Annotated in this window: 15 protein-coding genes; 13 read left to right on the top strand and 2 right to left on the bottom strand. The window is 66.8% G+C overall.

What is annotated here, in order from left to right; translation table 11 throughout:
- The first annotated feature begins 2 nt into the window (after window positions 1-2).
- The 13 genes from V9K97_RS16065 (at window position 3) to V9K97_RS16005 (ending at window position 15,945) form a co-directional block, all read left to right on the top strand.
- Window positions 3-1,565, top strand: coding sequence for a UDP-N-acetylmuramoyl-L-alanyl-D-glutamate--2,6-diaminopimelate ligase (locus tag V9K97_RS16065; RefSeq protein ID WP_337319212.1), 1,563 nt, complete (start codon window positions 3-5; stop codon window positions 1,563-1,565).
- A gap of 8 nt (window positions 1,566-1,573) precedes the next feature.
- The gene (locus V9K97_RS16060) at window positions 1,574-2,998 is read left to right on the top strand and encodes a UDP-N-acetylmuramoyl-tripeptide--D-alanyl-D-alanine ligase (RefSeq protein WP_443303512.1); all 1,425 of its coding nucleotides are present in this window, start codon (window positions 1,574-1,576) and stop codon (window positions 2,996-2,998) included.
- 15 nt (window positions 2,999-3,013) lie between these two features.
- A complete protein-coding gene (mraY, locus tag V9K97_RS16055) occupies window positions 3,014-4,192 on the top strand; it encodes a phospho-N-acetylmuramoyl-pentapeptide-transferase (protein WP_258504042.1) in 1,179 nt (392 codons plus the stop codon).
- A gap of 7 nt (window positions 4,193-4,199) precedes the next feature.
- Window positions 4,200-6,413, top strand: coding sequence for a UDP-N-acetylmuramoyl-L-alanine--D-glutamate ligase (gene murD, locus V9K97_RS16050; RefSeq protein WP_337319208.1), 2,214 nt, complete (start codon window positions 4,200-4,202; stop codon window positions 6,411-6,413).
- Window positions 6,410-7,708, top strand: coding sequence for a putative lipid II flippase FtsW (gene ftsW, locus V9K97_RS16045; RefSeq protein ID WP_258504044.1), 1,299 nt, complete (start codon window positions 6,410-6,412; stop codon window positions 7,706-7,708). Before murD ends, ftsW begins: the two co-directional genes overlap by 4 nt.
- Window positions 7,705-8,769, top strand: coding sequence for an undecaprenyldiphospho-muramoylpentapeptide beta-N-acetylglucosaminyltransferase (gene murG / locus V9K97_RS16040; protein WP_337297382.1), 1,065 nt, complete (start codon window positions 7,705-7,707; stop codon window positions 8,767-8,769). Before ftsW ends, murG begins: the two co-directional genes overlap by 4 nt.
- Window positions 8,766-10,208, top strand: a complete 1,443-nt coding sequence (gene murC, locus V9K97_RS16035) for a UDP-N-acetylmuramate--L-alanine ligase (RefSeq protein WP_337297381.1) — start codon at window positions 8,766-8,768, stop codon at window positions 10,206-10,208. The genes murG and murC overlap by 4 nt, the downstream gene beginning before the upstream one ends.
- The gene (locus tag V9K97_RS16030) at window positions 10,205-11,176 is read left to right on the top strand and encodes a D-alanine--D-alanine ligase (RefSeq protein WP_337319206.1); all 972 of its coding nucleotides are present in this window, start codon (window positions 10,205-10,207) and stop codon (window positions 11,174-11,176) included. The genes murC and V9K97_RS16030 overlap by 4 nt, the downstream gene beginning before the upstream one ends.
- Before the next feature lie 2 nt (window positions 11,177-11,178).
- Window positions 11,179-11,967, top strand: coding sequence for a cell division protein FtsQ/DivIB (locus V9K97_RS16025; RefSeq protein ID WP_258504048.1), 789 nt, complete (start codon window positions 11,179-11,181; stop codon window positions 11,965-11,967).
- A 23-nt stretch (window positions 11,968-11,990) separates the two neighbouring features.
- On the top strand, window positions 11,991-13,220 hold the full coding sequence (gene ftsA, locus V9K97_RS16020) for a cell division protein FtsA (protein WP_007832444.1): 1,230 nt from the start codon (window positions 11,991-11,993) through the stop codon (window positions 13,218-13,220).
- A 170-nt stretch (window positions 13,221-13,390) separates the two neighbouring features.
- Window positions 13,391-14,611: a cell division protein FtsZ gene (gene ftsZ, locus V9K97_RS16015; protein ID WP_258504049.1), complete on the top strand. Its 1,221-nt coding sequence runs from the start codon at window positions 13,391-13,393 to the stop codon at window positions 14,609-14,611.
- A 201-nt stretch (window positions 14,612-14,812) separates the two neighbouring features.
- A complete protein-coding gene (gene lpxC, locus V9K97_RS16010; protein WP_258504050.1) occupies window positions 14,813-15,736 on the top strand; it encodes a UDP-3-O-acyl-N-acetylglucosamine deacetylase in 924 nt (307 codons plus the stop codon).
- A 32-nt stretch (window positions 15,737-15,768) separates the two neighbouring features.
- On the top strand, window positions 15,769-15,945 hold the full coding sequence (locus tag V9K97_RS16005) for a hypothetical protein (protein ID WP_165442064.1): 177 nt from the start codon (window positions 15,769-15,771) through the stop codon (window positions 15,943-15,945).
- Between the two features lie 51 nt (window positions 15,946-15,996).
- Here the strand turns inward: V9K97_RS16005 and ruvC are convergent, their stop codons facing one another.
- Window positions 15,997-16,545 (bottom strand): crossover junction endodeoxyribonuclease RuvC, encoded by a 549-nt coding sequence (gene ruvC, locus V9K97_RS16000; RefSeq protein ID WP_126747934.1) that lies wholly within the window; start codon window positions 16,543-16,545, stop codon window positions 15,997-15,999.
- A 4-nt stretch (window positions 16,546-16,549) separates the two neighbouring features.
- Window positions 16,550-17,539, bottom strand: coding sequence for a phosphatidate cytidylyltransferase (locus V9K97_RS15995; RefSeq protein WP_337297378.1), 990 nt, complete (start codon window positions 17,537-17,539; stop codon window positions 16,550-16,552).
- Window positions 17,540-17,704 lie beyond the last annotated feature (165 nt).

The following is a 17,704-nucleotide window of genomic DNA, read 5'->3' as shown; positions in this document are numbered from 1 at the left end:
GCATGCTGACACTCACTTCTCCCCAGCTCGCCGCGCTCTGGCTCCAGGAGCGCGTGCAGGGTGCGCTGCATGCGGACAGCCGGCCCGTGGGCGCCGGCGACGGCTTCATTGCCTGGCCCGGCGCCGCAACCGACGGGCGCAAGCACGTGGCGGCTGCACTGGCGCAAGGTGCCGCGGCCTGCCTGGTCGAGCACGAAGGCGTGGAAGCCTTCGGCTTCGACCAGGGCGAATTCAGCGACCGCATCGCAAGCTACCCGGGCCTCAAGGCTGCGACGGGCCCGATCGCCTCCGCGTTCTACGGCAACCCCTCGGCCGCGCTCGAAGTGCTGGCCGTTACCGGCACCAACGGCAAGACGTCGACCGCATGGTGGCTGGCCGAAGCGCTGTCCACCTTGACCGTGCCCGGCGGCGTTCGCACCCTGCGGCTCGACGGCAGCACCGAGCGCAGCGTGCCGTCGCCCTGCGCGGTCATGGGCACGCTGGGCATCGGCGTGCCGCCGGAGCTCACCTACACCGGCCTCACCACGCCCGATCCGGTAATGATGCAGCGCGAACTGCGCGCGCTGGTCGAACGCGGTTTCGGCGCCTGCGCCATCGAGGCATCGTCGATCGGCATTGCCGAGCGCCGGCTCGACGGCGCGCGTATTGCCGTGGCCGTGTTCACCAACTTCACGCAGGACCACCTCGACTACCACGGCAGCATGGAGGCCTACTGGCAAGCCAAGGCCGAGCTGTTCCGCTGGCCCGGATTGCGCGCCGCGGTGATCAACATCGACGACGTGCACGGCGCGAGCCTGTGCGCCAACCTGATCGAAGCCGGCGTCGGCGCGCTCGACGTGTGGACCGTTTCGGCCGCCGGTTCTCCAGCGCGATTGATGGCGCGCGATGTGGGTTACGACGCGCAGGGGCTTCAGTTCTCGGTGGCCGAGCACGGCACCGATGCCGTCGAGCGCATCTCGACCGGACTGATCGGCCAGTACAACGTGGCCAACCTGCTGGGCGTGCTGGGCACGCTGCGCGCGTTGGGTCTTACGCTCGCGGAGGCCGTGGCGGCTTGCGCGAATCTCGGCAGCGTGCCGGGCCGCATGGAGCGGGTGAGTGCCGGTGCGGGTGCGCCGCTGGCGGTGGTCGACTACGCCCACACGCCCGACGCGCTCGACAAGGCGCTGGCCGGCTTGCGCCCGCTCGCTCAGCAGCGCGGCGGCGCGCTCTGGTGCCTGTTCGGCTGCGGCGGCGACCGCGACCCGATCAAGCGGCCGATGATGGCGGCGGTCGCCGAGCGCCAGGCCGACCGCGTGATCGTGACCAGCGACAACCCGCGCAGCGAGAACCCCGACGCGATCATCAGCCAGGTGCTGCTCGGCCTCTCGCGCCCCGAAGCGGCCCAGGTGCAGCCCGACCGGGCGGCCGCCATTGCCGACGCCATTGCGCAGGCCGCGCCGCAAGACGTGGTGCTCATCGCCGGCAAGGGCCATGAAGCCTGGCAGGAAATTGCCGGCCAGCGCATTCCGTTCTCCGACCGCATCCACGCGCAGGACGCGCTCGCCCAGCGAGGTGCCGCATGAGCGAGCCGATGATGCTCACGCTGGCCCAGGCGCAGCAGTGGATTCCCGGCTCGCGCCTGGTGGGCGACCCCGGAACCGCGATTGCCCGCGTTCACACCGACACCCGCACGCTGTCGCAGGGCGACCTGTTCGTGGCGCTCAAGGGCGAGCGCTTCGACGCCAATGAATTCCTGGCCGATGCCAAGGCACACGGTGCCGTGGCCGCCATTGCGCACCATGGGCTGGAGGCTGCCGGCCTGGCCGGTCTCGAGGTGCCCGATTCTCTCGCGGCGCTCGGTGCGCTGGGCGCGCGCTGGCGCGCACAGTTCGATCTGCCGCTCATCGCCGTGACCGGCAGCAACGGCAAGACCACCGTCACGCAAATGATCGCGGCCATCCTGGTCGCCTTCAGGGCCGACCGTGCCTTGGCGACGGCCGGCAATTTCAACAACGAGATCGGCGTGCCGCTGACGCTGCTGCGCCTGCGGGCCAAGCACCAGCATGCGGTCGTCGAGTTGGGCATGAACCACCCGGGCGAGATTGCACGCCTGGCCGCCATTGCGCGCCCGACCATTGCGCTGGTGAACAACGCCCAGCGCGAACACCTCGAGTTCATGGCCACCGTCGATGCGGTGGCGCGCGAAAACGGTGCGGTGTTTTCCTTCTTGCCGGAGGGTGGCACCGCCGTGTTCCCGCATGCCGACGAGTTCACTCCGCTGTGGAACGACATGGCACGTGACGGCGCATCGCCCCGGTGCATGACCTTCGGCGAGCAGCCGGACGCCGATATTTCGCTGGTCCGTGCCGACTGGGGGCATGGCGCCTGGCAGGTCGGCATTCGCACGCCGCTGGGAGACTTCGATGCGAGCCTGCACATTGCGGGCCGGCACAACGTCGTCAATGCGCTGGCGGCCACCGCCTGCGCGCTTGCGGCCGGGGTTTCGCTCGAAACCATTGCAGCGGGCCTCACCAAATTCGAACCGGTGAAGGGCCGTTCCAAGGCGAGCGAGGTTGTGCTGCCCGGCGGGCATTCGCTCACGCTTGTGGACGACACCTACAACGCGAATCCCGATTCCGTGCGCGCCGCCATCGACGTGCTCGCGGCGCTGCCTGGCCCGCGCCTGCTGGTGCTGGGAGACATGGGGGAGGTGGGCGACCACGCACTTGAATTTCATACCGAGGTGGGCGACTGGGCGCGGCAGCGCGGCATCGAGGCCGTGTACGCGCTGGGTGCCGAAACGGCGCACAGCATTGCCGCATTCGGCGGTGGAAGCAGCGGCAGCGATGGCCGGCACTTCGCGGAGATCGATGCGCTCAACGCCGCCGTGCTCGCGCGCTTGCCGCAGGTCGGGAGCGTGCTGGTCAAGGGCTCGCGCTTCATGAAGATGGAGCGGGTGGTGCAGGCCATCGAGCAATCACGACAACAACAAAAGGAGGCCGGTCATGACGCATGAGCCGCGCAAGACAACATGCTGATGAGCCTGGCCCAATGGCTGCAAACACTCTCGCCCGAATTCGGGTTTTTGCGCGTTTTTCAGTACCTCACCTTCCGTGCGCTGATGGCCGCGCTCACGGCGCTGGTGGTCGGCCTGGTCGCCGGCCCGTATGTGATCCGCCGCCTGGCCGCGCTCAAGATCGGCCAGCCGGTGCGCGGCTACGGCATGGAAACGCACCTGACCAAGAGCGGCACGCCCACCATGGGCGGCGTGCTGGTGCTGTTTGCCATCGCCTTTGCCACGCTGCTGTGGTTCGACCTGTCGAACCGCTTCGTCTGGATCGTGCTGTGGGTGACGATGGGCTTCGGCGCCATCGGCTGGGTCGACGACTGGCGCAAGGTGGTGCGCAAGGACCCGGAAGGCATGCGCTCGCGCGAGAAGTATTTCTGGCAGTCGGTGGTCGGCCTGATCGCTGGCTTCTACCTGCTCTTCAGCATTTCCGAAAGCTCCAACTGGCGCGTGCTGCAGCTGTTCTTTGCCTGGGTGCAGTCAGGGTTCGACCTCGACTTTCCGCCGAAGATCAACCTGCTGGTGCCGTTCTTCAAGGAAGTGAGCTATCCGCTCGGCGGTATCGGCTTTGTGGTGCTGACTTACCTGGTGATCGTGGGCGCAAGCAATGCCGTCAACCTGACAGACGGCCTGGACGGCTTGGCGATCATGCCGGTGGTGATGGTGGGCTCGGCGCTGGGCGTGTTCGCCTACGTCACGGGCAGCGCCGTGTATTCCAAGTACCTGCTGTTTCCCAACATTCCGGGATCGGGCGAGCTGCTGGTGTTCTGCTCGGCCATGGCCGGTGCGGGGCTGGCGTTTCTCTGGTTCAACACCCATCCGGCGCAGGTGTTCATGGGCGACGTGGGCGCGCTGGCGCTCGGCGGCGCGCTGGGCACCATCGCGGTCATCGTGCGCCAGGAGATCGTGTTCTTCATCATGGGCGGCATCTTCGTGGTCGAGGCGATCTCGGTGATGGCCCAGGTCATGTACTTCAAGTACACCAAGAAGCGCTACGGCGAGGGCCGGCGCGTGCTCAAGATGGCGCCGCTGCACCACCACTTCGAGAAAAGCGGCTGGCGCGAGACGCAGGTCGTGGTGCGCTTCTGGATCATCACGATGCTGTTGTGCCTCGTGGGTCTTTCAACGCTGAAGCTGCGGTAACGGGCACATGCGACACCTGAAAGACCTCCCCGTATTGATCCTCGGCCTTGGTGCGTCCGGGCTGGCGATGGCGCGCTGGTGCGCACGCCACGGCGCGCAGGTGACCGTGGCCGATACGCGCGAGGCACCCGCGCTGCTTGCAACGCTGCGGGCGGAATTGCCCGAGGTGGCGTTCGTCGGCGGACCGTTTTCGGCCGCGCTGATCGAAGGCACGCCGATCCGGGCCGTCTACCGTTCCCCGGGGCTGTCGCCTGCGACCATCGCGCCGGTCGCCGATGCGGCGCGCGCCGTGGGGCTGCCGGTCGGCGGCGAGCTCGACCTCTTTGCGCGCGCGCTGCAGGATTTGCGAACGGTCGAAGTGCCGGTCGTGGAAGCGGAGCCCGAAGTGGAAGCGCCGGCCGAAGCCGAGCCCGCCGCGGAAGTGCCCGTGGAAGTTGCGGAGCCTGAAGCGCAGGCCGAACTGGCCTTGGACGTGGAACCGCCGGCAGCCGCACCTGTCGAGGCTGAAGCTTCTGAAGCGGCCGAAGTGCCGGAATCGACCGGGCAGGTCGAAGCTGCTGCGCAAGCGCCTGAAGCTGCAGAGACCGCTTCGACAGTCGAAGCCACGGAATCCACCGAAGCAACGAACGCAACCGAAGCGCCGGCAACACCCGGGCCAACGGAAGCGCCGGCCGAGCCGACCACCGAAGGCGAGCTTGCGGCAACCCCCGCCATGGCGGAAGCCATGCCGCGCGATCCTTCTCTGAGCATTCCTGTTTCGCCGCCTTCGGACGAAGCGCCGAACGCAGAAGCGCCGAACGCAGAAACACCTGAAGCGACCGCCGCATCGCCGGCGCCCGCTACCGTTTCGAGGCTGCCGAGCACCGGCAAGCCCTACGTGCCTACCGCCGCCAAGGAGGCCGCCGAGTTCGTCGCCAGGATTGCCGAGCTCGCCGCCTCCAACCCGGCTTCCGCCGCCGTCGAGGAAGAGCCGACGGCCCAGCTCCCACTGGTGCCGATCGAAGAGCCGCCGGCACCGAAGGGCTACACGCCCGCCGTGCTTGCCATCACCGGCACCAACGGCAAGACCACCGTCACCGCGCTCACGGGCCAGCTGGTCGAGCGCGCGGGCAAGACCGTGGCGGTGGCGGGCAACATCGGCCCGACGCTGCTCGACACGCTGGCTGCACACATCGACGCCGAGACGCTGCCCGACGTGTGGGTGCTCGAACTCTCGAGCTTCCAGCTCGACGGCGTGCAGGGCTTCGAGCCCACGGCCGCAACGGTGCTCAACCTCACGCAGGACCATCTCGACTGGCACGGCGACATGCCCGCGTACGCGGCTGCGAAGGCGCGCATCTTCGGCGCGCAGGGCCTCATGGTGCTGAACCGCGACGACCCGGGCGTGATGGGGATGTTGCCCGCGCCCGTCAGGGTGAAGCTGCAGCGTCCGCAGATCCGCACGCACATTACCTTCGGCAGCGCGATGCCGCTGCGCCCGGGCGACTACGGCATCGAGCGCGTCAACGGCATGGCCTGGCTGGTGCGTGCGTTGGAAGCCGACGAAACGCAAAAGCGCAAGCGCGGCGCGGTGGTGGAAGAAGAAATCTTCCTTCAGCGCCTGATGCCTGCGGACGCGCTGCGCATTCGCGGGCGCCACAACGCCATGAACGCATTGGCTGCACTTGCGCTCGCCAGCGCCGCCGACTGCCCACTCGGCCCCATGCTCTATGGCCTGCGCGAATACCGCGGCGAGCCGCACCGGGTCGAGCCGATCGCGCTGGTGGACGATGTCGAGTATTTCGACGACAGCAAGGGCACCAACGTCGGTGCCACGGCCGCCGCCCTGAGCGGCCTGGGCGAAGACCGGCGCGTGGTCGTCATCCTCGGCGGCGAAGGCAAGGGACAAGACTTCGAACCGCTGGCCGAACCGGTACGCCAGTACGCGCGCGCCGTGGTGCTCATCGGCCGCGACGCACCGCTCATCGAGCAGGCGCTGGCCTCCACCGGCGTCTCGCTGATGCATGCGGGCTCGATGGAAGAAGCCGTCAACCTGGCCGCCGCGCGCGCCAATCCCGGCGATGCCGTGCTGCTGTCACCCGCCTGTGCGAGCTTCGACATGTTCAAGGACTACGAACACCGCGCGGCGGTGTTCCGCGAGGCCGTGCAGACGCTCGCGGACAACCCCCGCGAATCTGACTCGTCGAACGATTCCGACTTTTCCTCGGGAGACCCGGTTTGAACACCACAGCCGCCGGCGCCACGCCCAACGCCAAGCCAACCCGTTTCGGTGGCTGGTTCGGGCGCGCGCGCAGCGGCATCGACGCCTTGCCCATGCACCTGCCGGTGCGGCTGGGCGGCGCCGGCGTTACGCAGACCAAGGCCACGCCGATGCGTGTGCTGGGCTTCGACCAGGCACTGGTCTGGGTCACCGTCGCGCTGCTCACCTGGGGCCTGGTGATGGTGTATTCAGCTTCCATTGCGCTACCGGACAACCCGCGCTTCGCACGTGCGGGCTACGGTCCGGTGTTCTTTCTCACGCGGCATGCGGCGTCGGTGGCGGTCGCGTTCATTGCGGCGCTACTGGCCTTCCAGATTCCCATGAAGACGTGGGAGCGCTCTGCGCCCTGGCTCTTCGTGGCCTCGTTGCTGCTGCTGGTGGCGGTGCTCATTCCGCACATCGGCATCAACGTGAACGGCGCGCGGCGCTGGCTGCCGCTGGGCTTCATGCGCTTTCAGCCGTCCGAACTCGCCAAGCTCGCAATGGTGTTCTATGCCGCCAGCTACATGGTGCGCAAGATGGAAATCAAGGAGCGATTCTTCCGCGCGGTGCTGCCGATGGGCATTGCAGTAGTGGTGGTCGGCATGCTGGTGATGGCCGAGCCCGACATGGGCGCCTTCATGGTGATTGCCGTGATCGCCATGGGCATCCTGTTCCTGGGCGGCGTGAACGCGCGCATGTTCTTCGTCATTGCCGCGCTGGTGGTGGTGGCCTTCGGCACCATCGTGGCCAGCAGCCCGTGGCGGCGCGAGCGCATCTTTGCGTACCTCGACCCGTGGAGCGAGGAGCATGCGCTGGGCAAGGGCTACCAGCTCTCGCATTCGCTCATTGCCATCGGCCGCGGCGAGATCTTCGGCGTGGGGCTGGGCGGCAGCGTTGAAAAACTGCACTGGCTGCCCGAGGCGCACACCGACTTCCTGCTGGCCGTAATTGGCGAGGAGTTCGGCCTGGTCGGCGTGCTGCTGATCATCGGCCTGTTCCTCTGGCTGACCCGCCGCATCATGCATATCGGCCGCCAGGCGATTGCTCTGGACCGAGTGTTCTCGGGGCTCGTGGCGCAGGGCGTGGGCGTGTGGATCGGCTTCCAGGCCTTCATCAACATGGGCGTTAACCTGGGCGCGCTGCCGACCAAGGGGCTGACCTTGCCGCTGATGAGCTTTGGCGGTTCGGCCATCCTGATGAACCTGGTGGCTCTGGCGGTAGTGCTGCGAATCGATTATGAGAATCGTGTGCTGATGCGTGGAGGCCGCATATGACAGGCCGCACAGCACTCGTCATGGCCGGCGGCACGGGCGGCCACATCTTTCCGGGACTCGCGGTGGCCGAGGCCCTGCGCGAGCGCGGCTGGCGCGTGCACTGGCTGGGCGCGCCCGGCAGCATGGAAGAAAAACTGGTGCCGCCGCGCGGCTTCGCTTTCGAGCCGGTCCAGTTCGGCGGCGTGCGCGGCAAGGGGCCGCTCACGCTGTTCCTGCTTCCGCTGCGGCTCCTTCGTGCTTTCTGGCAGAGCCTTGGCGTGGTGCGCCGTGTCAAGCCCGACGTCGTGGTGGGCCTGGGCGGCTACATCACCTTTCCGGGCGGAATGATGAGCGTGCTGCTCAACAAGCCGCTGGTGCTGCACGAGCAGAACTCGGTCGCCGGTCTTGCCAACAAGGTGCTGGCGGGCGTGGCCGATCGGGTGTTCACGGCTTTTCCCAATGTGCTGAAGAAGGCGCAGTGGGTGGGCAATCCGCTGCGCGCGGCGTTCACGTCGCAACCCGCGCCGGCCGTGCGCTTTGCGGGCCGCAGCGGGCCGCTGCGGCTCTTGGTGGTCGGCGGCAGCCTGGGCGCCAAGGCGCTCAATGCCGTGGTGCCGCAGGCGCTCGCGCGCATCGAGCCGGGCACGCGCCCCACGGTGCTGCACCAGAGCGGAGCCAGGCAGATCGACGAGCTGCGCGCCAACTACGCCGCAGCCGGCGTCGAGGGCGAGCTCACGCCGTTCATCGAAGACACCGCGCAGGCCTATGCCGATGCCGACATCATCGTCGCGCGTGCAGGGGCCAGCACCGTTACAGAAATCGCGGCCGTCGGCGCAGCAGCGCTGTTCGTGCCTTTTCCTTCGGCGGTCGACGACCACCAGACCACCAACGCGCGCTTCCTCGTCGATGCGGGCGGCGGCTGGCTGGTGCAGCAGACCGACCTCACACCTGAATTGCTGGCTGATTTGCTACAGAAAACCGAGCGCACCGCGCTGATCGAAAAGGCCGCCAAGGCCAAAACCATGCAGAAGACCGAAGCCGTCGACGCGGTCGTCCGCGCCTGCGAGGAGCTTGCCAAATGAAGCACGCGATTCGTCATATTCACTTCGTGGGCGTCGGCGGCTCGGGCATGAGCGGCATTGCCGAAGTGCTGCTGAACCTGGGCTACCGCATCACGGGCTCCGACCTGGCGGACAGCGCCACGCTGCGCCGGCTCGCGAGCCTGGGCATCGGTACCTTCGTGGGCCACGCGGCCGCGCACATCGAGGGCGCCGACGCCGTCGTGACCTCCACGGCGGTGCAGTCCGACAACCCCGAGGTGCTCGCCGCGCGCGAGAAGCGCATTCCCGTGGTGCCGCGCGCCATGATGCTGGCCGAGCTGATGCGCCTGAAGCAGGGCATCGCGATTGCCGGCACGCACGGCAAGACCACCACCACCAGCCTGGTGGCGAGCGTGCTCGAAGCCGCCGGGCTCGACCCGACCTTCGTGATCGGCGGCCGCCTGAACAGCGCCGGCGCTAATGCACAGCTCGGCAGCGGCGACTACATCGTGGTGGAGGCCGATGAGTCGGACGCTTCGTTCCTGAACCTGCTGCCGGTGATGGCGGTGGTCACGAACATCGATGCCGACCACATGGAAACCTACGGGCACGACTTCGCGAAGCTCAAGAAGGCGTTCGTCGACTTCCTGCACCGCATGCCGTTCTACGGCGTGGCCATCTTGTGCACCGACGATCCGGCGGTGCGCGACATCGTGGGCGAGGTCACCTGCCCGGTCACCAGCTACGGTTTCGACGAAGGCGCCCAGGTGCGCGCGGTCGACGTGCGCGCCGTGGGCGCGCAGATGCATTTCACGGCGCAGCGCCGCAATGGCGTCACGCTGCCCGACCTGCCCATCGTGCTGAACCTGCCGGGCGAGCACAACGTGCGCAACGCGCTCTCGGTGATCGCGGTGGCGGTGGAGCTCGGTATTCCCGACGAAGCGGTGCAGCGCGGGCTGGCCGACTTCAAGGGCGTGGGGCGCCGCTTCCAGAGCTACGGCGACGTGGCCGTGCAGGGGCAGGCCGGCGTGGATGCGCCGGGCACCTTCACCGTGATCGACGACTACGGCCATCACCCGGTCGAGATGGCCGCGACCATTGCCGCCGCGCGCGGCGCCTTCCCGGGCCGCCGGCTGGTGCTGGCCTTTCAGCCGCACCGTTACACCCGCACGCGCGACTGCTTCGAAGACTTCGTCAAGGTCATCGGCAATGCCGACGCGGTGCTGCTGGGCGAGGTGTACGCCGCCGGCGAGCCGCCCATCGTGGCCGCCGACGGCCGCTCGCTGGCGCGTGCCCTGCGCGTGGCAGGCAAGGTGGAGCCGGTGTTCGTGGACGACATCAACGCCATGCCGCAGGCCATTGCGGACAACGCGCGCGCCGGCGACGTGGTGCTTTGCATGGGCGCGGGCTCCATCGGCGCGGTGCCCGGCAAGGTGGTCGAACTTGCCACCGCAGCGCGCGGCGCGGAGGTTACCCAATGACTCTTCAAGATCCAAAGCAATTCGGCAAGGTGGCCGTGCTGTTCGGCGGAAGCTCCGCCGAGCGAGAAATTTCCCTCATGTCGGGCAACGGCGTGCTCGAGGCCCTGCGCTCGCGCGGCGTCGATGCGCATGCCTTCGATCCGTCGGAGCGCGATCTGGTCGAGCTTCGGCGCGACGGCTTTGCGCGCTGCTTCATTGCGCTGCACGGGCGGCATGGCGAAGACGGCACGGTGCAGGGCGCGCTCGAGCTGCTCGGCATTCCCTATACCGGCTCGGGCGTGATGGCTTCCAGCGTGGCCATGGACAAGGTCATGACCAAGCGCATCTGGCAGGCCGATGGGCTGCCGACGCCGAAATACGTGCGCCTGGCTTTCGACCAGCAAAGCCGCGAACAGATTCGCGCCGTGCCCGACGTGCTGGGCCTGCCGCTGATCGTGAAGCCACCGCGCGAGGGCTCGTCCATCGGCGTGACCAAGGTCGAGGGCTACTCGCAGATGCAGGACGCCGTGGCGCTTTCGGCCAAATACGACGCCGATGTGTTGTGCGAGGAATTCATCGAGGGCGAGGAAGTGACCTGCGCCGTGCTCGGCCAGGGGCTCGATGCGCGCGCGCTGCCCGTGGTGCGCATTGCCGCACCCGAAGGCGCCTACGACTACCAGAACAAGTATTTCACCGACGACGTGAAGTACCACTGCCCGAGCGGCCTCGCCGAAGCCGAGGAGCGCGAGATCCAGCGCATCACGCTGGCCGCGTACCACACGCTCGGTTGCCGCGGCTGGGGCCGTGCCGACGTGATGATTCGCGCGAGCGACCGCAAGCCCTTCCTGCTCGAGATGAACACCTCGCCCGGCATGACCAGCCACTCGCTGGTGCCGATGTCGGCGCGCGCATCGGGCATTGCCTACGAAGACCTGTGCCTGCGCGTGCTGGCCTCGGCTTCGCTGGACTCCACAGGGGAAACGCAATAGCCATGGCCGACAGCATCCAGGCGCCGTTCGACGTCAAGCTCATGAACATCGTCTCGAACCTCGCGTTCGCGGTGGTGGCGCTCATGCTGCTTGCGGCGGGCGCATGGTGGGTGCTGCGGCAGCCGTTCTTTCCCATTGCCGGCATCAAGGTCGACGGCGACGTGACGCACAACAACGAAGTGACCCTGCGCGCCAACGTGGCGCCACAGCTCTCGGGCAACTTCTTCACGGTCGATCTCGCCCGTGCAAGAACGGCCTTCGAGTCGGTGCCCTGGGTGCGCAAGGCGGTGGTGCGGCGCGAGTTTCCGAACAAGCTGCGCGTCACCCTGACCGAGCAGGTGCCCGTGGCCAACTGGGGCGACGAAGCAGGCTCGAAGCTGATCAACAGCTTTGGCGACGTGTTCGAAGCCAACGTGGCCGAGGTGGACGACCGCCTGCCGCGGCTCGACGGTCCCATCGAGCAGGCCGGGCAGGTGCTGGGCATGTACCGCGTGATTGCGCCGATCTTCCAGCCCTACGACTTCAGCGTCGACGAGCTCACGCTTTCGAGCCGGGGCAGCTGGAAGGTGGTGCTGAACAGCGGCGCCGAGATCGAGCTTGGCCGCGGGCAGCCCGAAGAGGTGGCCGCCCGTGCGCAGCGTTTCCTGAAAACCGTGACCCAGGTCGCGGGCCAATACCACCGCACCGCGGCGGACGTCGAAGGGGCCGATCTGCGCCACAACGATGCCTACGCGTTGCGCCTTCGTGGCGTCACCACGGTCGTTACCGACCCGAAGACCAAGAAGAAGTAAATAGCGAATACCGAGGACATTCAATGCCCAAAGAATACAAAGACCTGGTTGTCGGACTCGACATCGGCACCGCCAAGGTGATGGTGGTGGTGGCCGAGGTGCTGCCCGGCGGTGAACTCAAGCTGGCCGGGCTCGGCATTGCGCCGAGCAACGGCCTGAAGCGCGGCGTGGTGGTGAACATCGACGCCACCGTGCAGAGCATCCAGCAGGCCCTGAAAGAGGCCGAGCTGATGGCCGACTGCAAGATCAGCCGCGTCTACACGGGCATTACCGGCAGCCACATCCGCGGCATCAACTCGAGCGGCATGGTGGCCGTGAAGGACAAGGAAGTGACGCCCGCCGACGTGGCCCGCGTGGTGGAAACCGCGCGCGCCATCAACATTTCGAGCGACCAGCGCCTGTTGCTGGTGGAGCCGCAGGAGTTCGTGATCGACGGCCAGGACGTGAAGGAGCCGATCGGCATGAGCGGCATGCGGCTCGAAGCCAAGGTGCACATCGTGACCGGTGCGCAGAGCGCGGCTGAGAACATCATCAAGTGCGTGCGCCGCTGCGGCCTGGAGGTCGACCAGCTGATGCTGAACCCGCTGGCCTCGAGCCAGGCGGTGCTGACCGAAGACGAGCGCGAGCTTGGCGTGGTGCTGGTGGACATTGGCGCGGGCACGACCGACGTGGCCATCTTCACCAACGGCGCGATTCGCCACACGGCCGTGATTCCGATCGCGGGCGACCTGATCACCAGCGACATCGCCATGGCGCTGCGCACGCCCACCAAGGACGCGGAAGACATCAAGGTCGAGAACGGCTATGCCAAGCAGCTTCTGGCGGACCCCGACACACAGGTGGAAGTGCCTGGCCTCGGCGACCGCGGCCCGCGCATGCTGAGCAAGCAGGCACTGGCCGGCGTGATCGAGCCGCGCATCGAAGAAATCTTTTCGCTCGTGCAGCAGGTGGTGCGCGAGTCGGGCTACGAAGAGGTGCTGTCGTCGGGCGTGGTGCTCACGGGCGGCAGCGCCGTGATGCCAGGCATGGTCGAGCTCGGCGAAGACATCTTCCTGAAGCCGGTGCGGCGCGGCATTCCGAAGTACTCGAGCGCGCTGTCCGACATGGTCGCGCAGCCGCGCGCCGCCACCGTGATGGGTTTGCTCGAAGAAGCACGCTTCGCACGCATGCGCGGCTTCAAGGTCGCGCAGAAGAACGGATCCGTAAAGACTGCGTTCGGACGTTTCAAGGACTTCATCGTGGGGAACTTCTAAGCATGAATCACTCCCCACTCTGGCTCGCACGCGGCGGCCCCCCATTGCATTTCAACGAGCGATGGCGGCGCACAGGTCCACCGCCGCGACGACGGCTACGTTGAACTCGTCAAGACACCAGAAAAATTCATAGATACACAACGGCAACTGCAAAATTCAAGGAGTTAGAAATGACCATCGAAATGATCGAAGTCGAAGAATTCAACCAAGGCACTCAGATCAAGGTGATCGGAGTGGGCGGCGGTGGCGGCAATGCCGTCGCTCACATGATGGAGCGCGGCGTGCAGGGCGTTCAGTTCGTCTGCGCCAACACCGACGCGCAAGCGCTCCAGCGCAGCAACGCACACAAGATCATCCAGCTGGGCACGAGCGGCCTGGGCGCGGGCAGCAAGCCCGACAAGGGCCGTGACGCGGCCGAAGCCGCGGTGGACGACATCCGCGCCGCCATCGACGGCGCGCACATGCTCTTCATCACGGCCGGCATGGGCGGCGGCACCGGTACCGGCGCCGCCCCCGTGATTGCACGCGTGGCAAAGGAAATGGGCATCCTCACCGTGGGTGTGGTGACCAAGCCCTTCGACTGGGAAGGCGGTCGCCGCATGACCAACGCCGACGCCGGCCTGGCCGAGCTCGAGGCGAATGTCGACTCGCTGATCGTGGTGCTCAACGAGAAGCTGCTCGACGTGCTGGGCGAGGACATCACCCAGGACGAAGCCTTCGCGCATGCGAACGACGTGCTGAAGAACGCCGTGGGCGGCATCTCGGAAATCATCAACGAGTACGGCGGCGTGAACGTCGACTTCGAAGACGTGCGCACCGTGATGGGCGAGCCGGGCAAGGCCATGATGGGCACCGCAGCCGCTGCCGGCCCGGACCGCGCCCGCATCGCCGCCGAACAGGCCGTGGCCTGCCCGCTGCTCGAAGGCATCGACCTCTCGGGTGCCAAGGGCGTGCTGGTGCTGGTGACCGCGTCGAAGGGTTCGCTGAAGCTGAACGAGTCGAAGCTCGCGATGAACACCATCCGCGCCTACGCCTCGCCCGATGCGCACGTGATCTACGGCGCCGCCTACGACGAGAGCCTGGGCGACGAAATGCGCGTGACCGTGGTGGCCACCGGCCTCTCGCGCGCCGACGCACGCCGCCAGGCACCGACGCTCGAAGTGATCCGCACCGGCACCGACAACATCCCGTTCAACGTGCCCACGCTCGGCGGCACGGGCCATGCAGGCCACGGTGGCCACGGCGTGAGCCAGCCCAACTACGACGGCATGGCGGTTCCCAGCGTGTGGCGTACCAACCGCACAATGGCCGCGGCCAAGGTGGACGCGCTGTCTTCGGGCGGCATGGACGACTTCGAGATCCCCGCATTCCTGCGCCGTCAGGCTGACTGAGGCCGGGCCACCGAACGCAGAGGGCACGAAGGTTCGCAAGGGGTACGGGGAAGACCTGAAAGGGACTTCCGCCGCCCTAGGCGCTGCGTTCGCTTCGTGCCCTTTGCGTCCATCGCCCCGCTGGAAATAGAACCTATGTCTATCGGTGCCATAGCGAGGGGCATAGGCCGCCATGCCCGTCGCCCGCCTAAAATCGCGGGCGTGCTGCAACAAAGAACTCTCAAGTCGATCAGCCGCGCCGTGGGCGTGGGGCTTCACAGCGGACAGCGCGTGGAGCTCACGCTGCGCCCGGCTCCGTCGGACACGGGCATCGTGTTCCGGCGCGTCGACCTGCCCGAGCCGGTCGACATCCGCATGACCGCCGAGGCGGTGACCGACACGCGCCTGGCTTCCACCGTTTCTACTGGCGGCGCGAAAGTGCAGACGGTCGAACACCTGATGTCGGCCTGCGCAGGCCTGGGCATCGACAACCTCTACATCGACATCACGGCCGACGAAGTGCCGATCCTCGACGGATCGGCTTCGTCCTTCGTGTTCTTGCTGCAAAGCGCGGGCATCGAGCTGCAGAAGGCGCCGCGCCGCTTCATTCGCGTAACCCGCAAGGTGGAGGTGCGCGAAGGCGAGGGCGCCAACGAGAAGTGGGCGAGCCTTGAGCCGTACCACGGCTACAAGCTGAGCTTCGAGATCGACTTCGACCATCGCGTGGTCAACTCCACCGGCCAGCGCGTGGAGTTCGACCTGGGCAAGGATTCCTACAGCCGCGACATTGCACGCGCCCGCACCTTCGGCTTCACGAAGGAAGTCGAGTACATGCGCAGCAAGGGCCTGGCGCTCGGCGGCGGGCTGGACAACGCCATCGTGATGGACGACACCAAGGTGCTCAATGCCGGCGGGCTGCGCTACGACGACGAGTTCGTGAAGCACAAGATTCTTGATGCGATGGGCGACCTGTACATCATCGGCAAGCCGCTGCTGGCCGCGTATACCGCGTTCCGGTCGGGCCACGCGCTCAACAACAAGCTGCTGCGCGAACTGCTGGCGAATAGCGATGCCTACGAGGTCGTGACTTTCGAAGACGAGAAGCGCGCACCGCGCGGTTTCGGCGAAGTGGCGCGGGCCTGGTAGCAGGCAGGTTCTTCAGTTCCTCGTTTCACGCAATGCTTGTCTTCCGCTGGGCCATCCTGCTGCTTCTGCTGGTGGCGGGCGTGTCGTTCGCGTTCTATGCCGGAACCGGGCAGGTCAAGTACCGGCGCTTCGGTTGGATCGTGCTCAAGTGGACGCTGCTCGCGGCGTTCGGCTTCTTTGCGGTGCTGATTGCCGAGCGTGTGGCCTAGCTGGTAGCGGGCCTGGCTTGCGCCGCGCCATTGATGAGCGCCTGAACGGCGCTACCTCGAGCGGCCTTGCCGGTAGGTGCCGGCGTGCGTCTTCGACAGATCGGCCGCTTCGGCCAGCCGTGCCATCGAACGGCCCACCTGCGCATGCGTGATGGCAATGCCTAGTGCATCGGCTGCGTCCGCGCCCGGCAGGCCCGGTAGGTCGAGCAGGCGCTTCACCATTTCTTGTACCTGTGCCTTGGCAGCCTGGCCGTGCCCCGCCACGGCCTTCTTCATTTGCAGCGCGGTGTATTCGGCCACCGTGAGCTTGCTGTTCACCAGCGAGGTCACGCAGGCGCCGCGCGCCTGGCCGAGCAGTAGTGTCGACTGCGGGTTGACGTTGACGAAAATGATTTCGACCGCCGAAGCGTCGGGCTGGTAGCGCTCGGCGATTTCGGCGATGCCGTCGAACAGCACCTTGAGGCGCGCCGGCAGGTTGCCGCTGCCCAGGTGCCGCGTGCTGATGGTGCCGCTTGCCACGTAGCGCAGCGCATGGCCGTCCGCATCCACCACGCCGAAGCCGGTGGTGAGAAGGCCGGGGTCGATGCCGAGAATGCGCATGTGGTCAGACGTTGAAGTACCAGCGGATCGAATGGAAGAAGATGGGCGCCGCAAAACACAGCGCATCCACACGGTCGAGCAGGCCATTGGCGCCGGTCACGCCCACGCCTTTCTTGCCCCAGTTGGGAATACCGCGGTCGCGCTTGAGCGCCTTCATCACCAGGTGGCCCATGGAGCCCGCGATGCAGGCGATGAACGACACGGCTAGCGCCTGACCGAACTTGAACGGAGTGATGAACGAGAACAGCGCACCCACCAGGCTGGCCACCGTGATGCCGATGCCCCAGCTGGTCCAGTTGAAGCTGCGGCTCACGTTGGGCGCAAAGGGCTTGCGCTGCGTGCGGCGCGAGATCACGTGCTGCACCAGCACCGAGGTCTGCACCACGAACACCAGGAAGAACACGAGGAATGCGCTTTTGCCTTCGTAGCCCGGAAAGCTCAGGAGCAGTAGCGCCGGCACGTGGCTCATGCCGTAGACGCAGACCATGATGCCCCACTGCAGCTTGGCGTTGCGCTCGAGAAAGTGGCTGGGATCGTTGGCGAGTGCGCTTGCGACCGGGATCGCGAGAAACACGTAGACCGGAATGAAGACGGTGAACAGGTCGAAGCGCGCGGTGGCCACGAGCCAGAACTGGATCGGCAGCACCACGAAGAAGGCCAGGATCAGGCTGCGGTGGTCGCCGCGGCGTGTGGGCGAGAGCGTGATGAACTCGCGCAGCGCGAAGAAGGCGATGAGCGCGAACAGCACGGTGGCCACGGTTTCGCCCAAGGCCCAGCCAACCCAGAACACGATGACCATGAACCAGGTGGTGCCCAGCAGCTTGCGATAGTGGGCGAGTTCGGCTTGCCAGGTGGCATCGTGCACGGGGTTGCGGCGTTCCCTGAAGCTCAGGAAGAGCGCCGCTGTGCTTGCGATCACGAGCAGGCCGAAGACGATGAGGAACAGGGTCGCGACTTGCTGGGTCGGAGTGAGGCTGCGCAGGAACTGGTTCATGTCAGTTTTCCTTCGCGCGTTGTTGGGGACTGCGTTCTAGGCGCTGTTGTTCGGGGCTTGTGCAAAGGCCACCGGGTACTCCCCTCCGCGAATGTCCCCCGTCGGCGGGTGCGCGTCCCGAAGACGGCCCGCAAAAAAACACCACGCAAAGCAAAAGCCTTCATT

Source organism: Variovorax sp. CCNWLW186, from assembly GCF_037203865.1.
Taxonomy (GTDB): domain Bacteria; phylum Pseudomonadota; class Gammaproteobacteria; order Burkholderiales; family Burkholderiaceae_C; genus Variovorax.
The sequence above is the reverse complement of the archived record's forward strand: the minus strand, read 5'-3'. Positions and strand labels throughout refer to the sequence as shown.

What these genes read in the sequence shown, in the direction of transcription:
- V9K97_RS16065 (WP_337319212.1), top strand. Translation starts at nt 3, where the DNA reads ATGCTGACACTCACTTCTCCCCAGCTCGCCGCGCTCTGGCTCCAGGAG.
- V9K97_RS16060 (WP_443303512.1), top strand. Translation starts at nt 1,574, where the DNA reads ATGATGCTCACGCTGGCCCAGGCGCAGCAGTGGATTCCCGGCTCGCGC.
- mraY (WP_258504042.1), top strand. Translation starts at nt 3,014, where the DNA reads ATGCTGATGAGCCTGGCCCAATGGCTGCAAACACTCTCGCCCGAATTC.
- murD (WP_337319208.1), top strand. Translation starts at nt 4,200, where the DNA reads ATGCGACACCTGAAAGACCTCCCCGTATTGATCCTCGGCCTTGGTGCG.
- murG (WP_337297382.1), top strand. Translation starts at nt 7,705, where the DNA reads ATGACAGGCCGCACAGCACTCGTCATGGCCGGCGGCACGGGCGGCCAC.
- murC (WP_337297381.1), top strand. Translation starts at nt 8,766, where the DNA reads ATGAAGCACGCGATTCGTCATATTCACTTCGTGGGCGTCGGCGGCTCG.
- V9K97_RS16030 (WP_337319206.1), top strand. Translation starts at nt 10,205, where the DNA reads ATGACTCTTCAAGATCCAAAGCAATTCGGCAAGGTGGCCGTGCTGTTC.
- V9K97_RS16025 (WP_258504048.1), top strand. Translation starts at nt 11,179, where the DNA reads ATGGCCGACAGCATCCAGGCGCCGTTCGACGTCAAGCTCATGAACATC.
- ftsA (WP_007832444.1), top strand. Translation starts at nt 11,991, where the DNA reads ATGCCCAAAGAATACAAAGACCTGGTTGTCGGACTCGACATCGGCACC.
- ftsZ (WP_258504049.1), top strand. Translation starts at nt 13,391, where the DNA reads ATGACCATCGAAATGATCGAAGTCGAAGAATTCAACCAAGGCACTCAG.
- V9K97_RS16005 (WP_165442064.1), top strand. Translation starts at nt 15,769, where the DNA reads ATGCTTGTCTTCCGCTGGGCCATCCTGCTGCTTCTGCTGGTGGCGGGC.
- ruvC (WP_126747934.1), bottom strand. Translation starts at nt 16,545, where the DNA reads ATGCGCATTCTCGGCATCGACCCCGGCCTTCTCACCACCGGCTTCGGC.
- V9K97_RS15995 (WP_337297378.1), bottom strand. Translation starts at nt 17,539, where the DNA reads ATGAACCAGTTCCTGCGCAGCCTCACTCCGACCCAGCAAGTCGCGACC.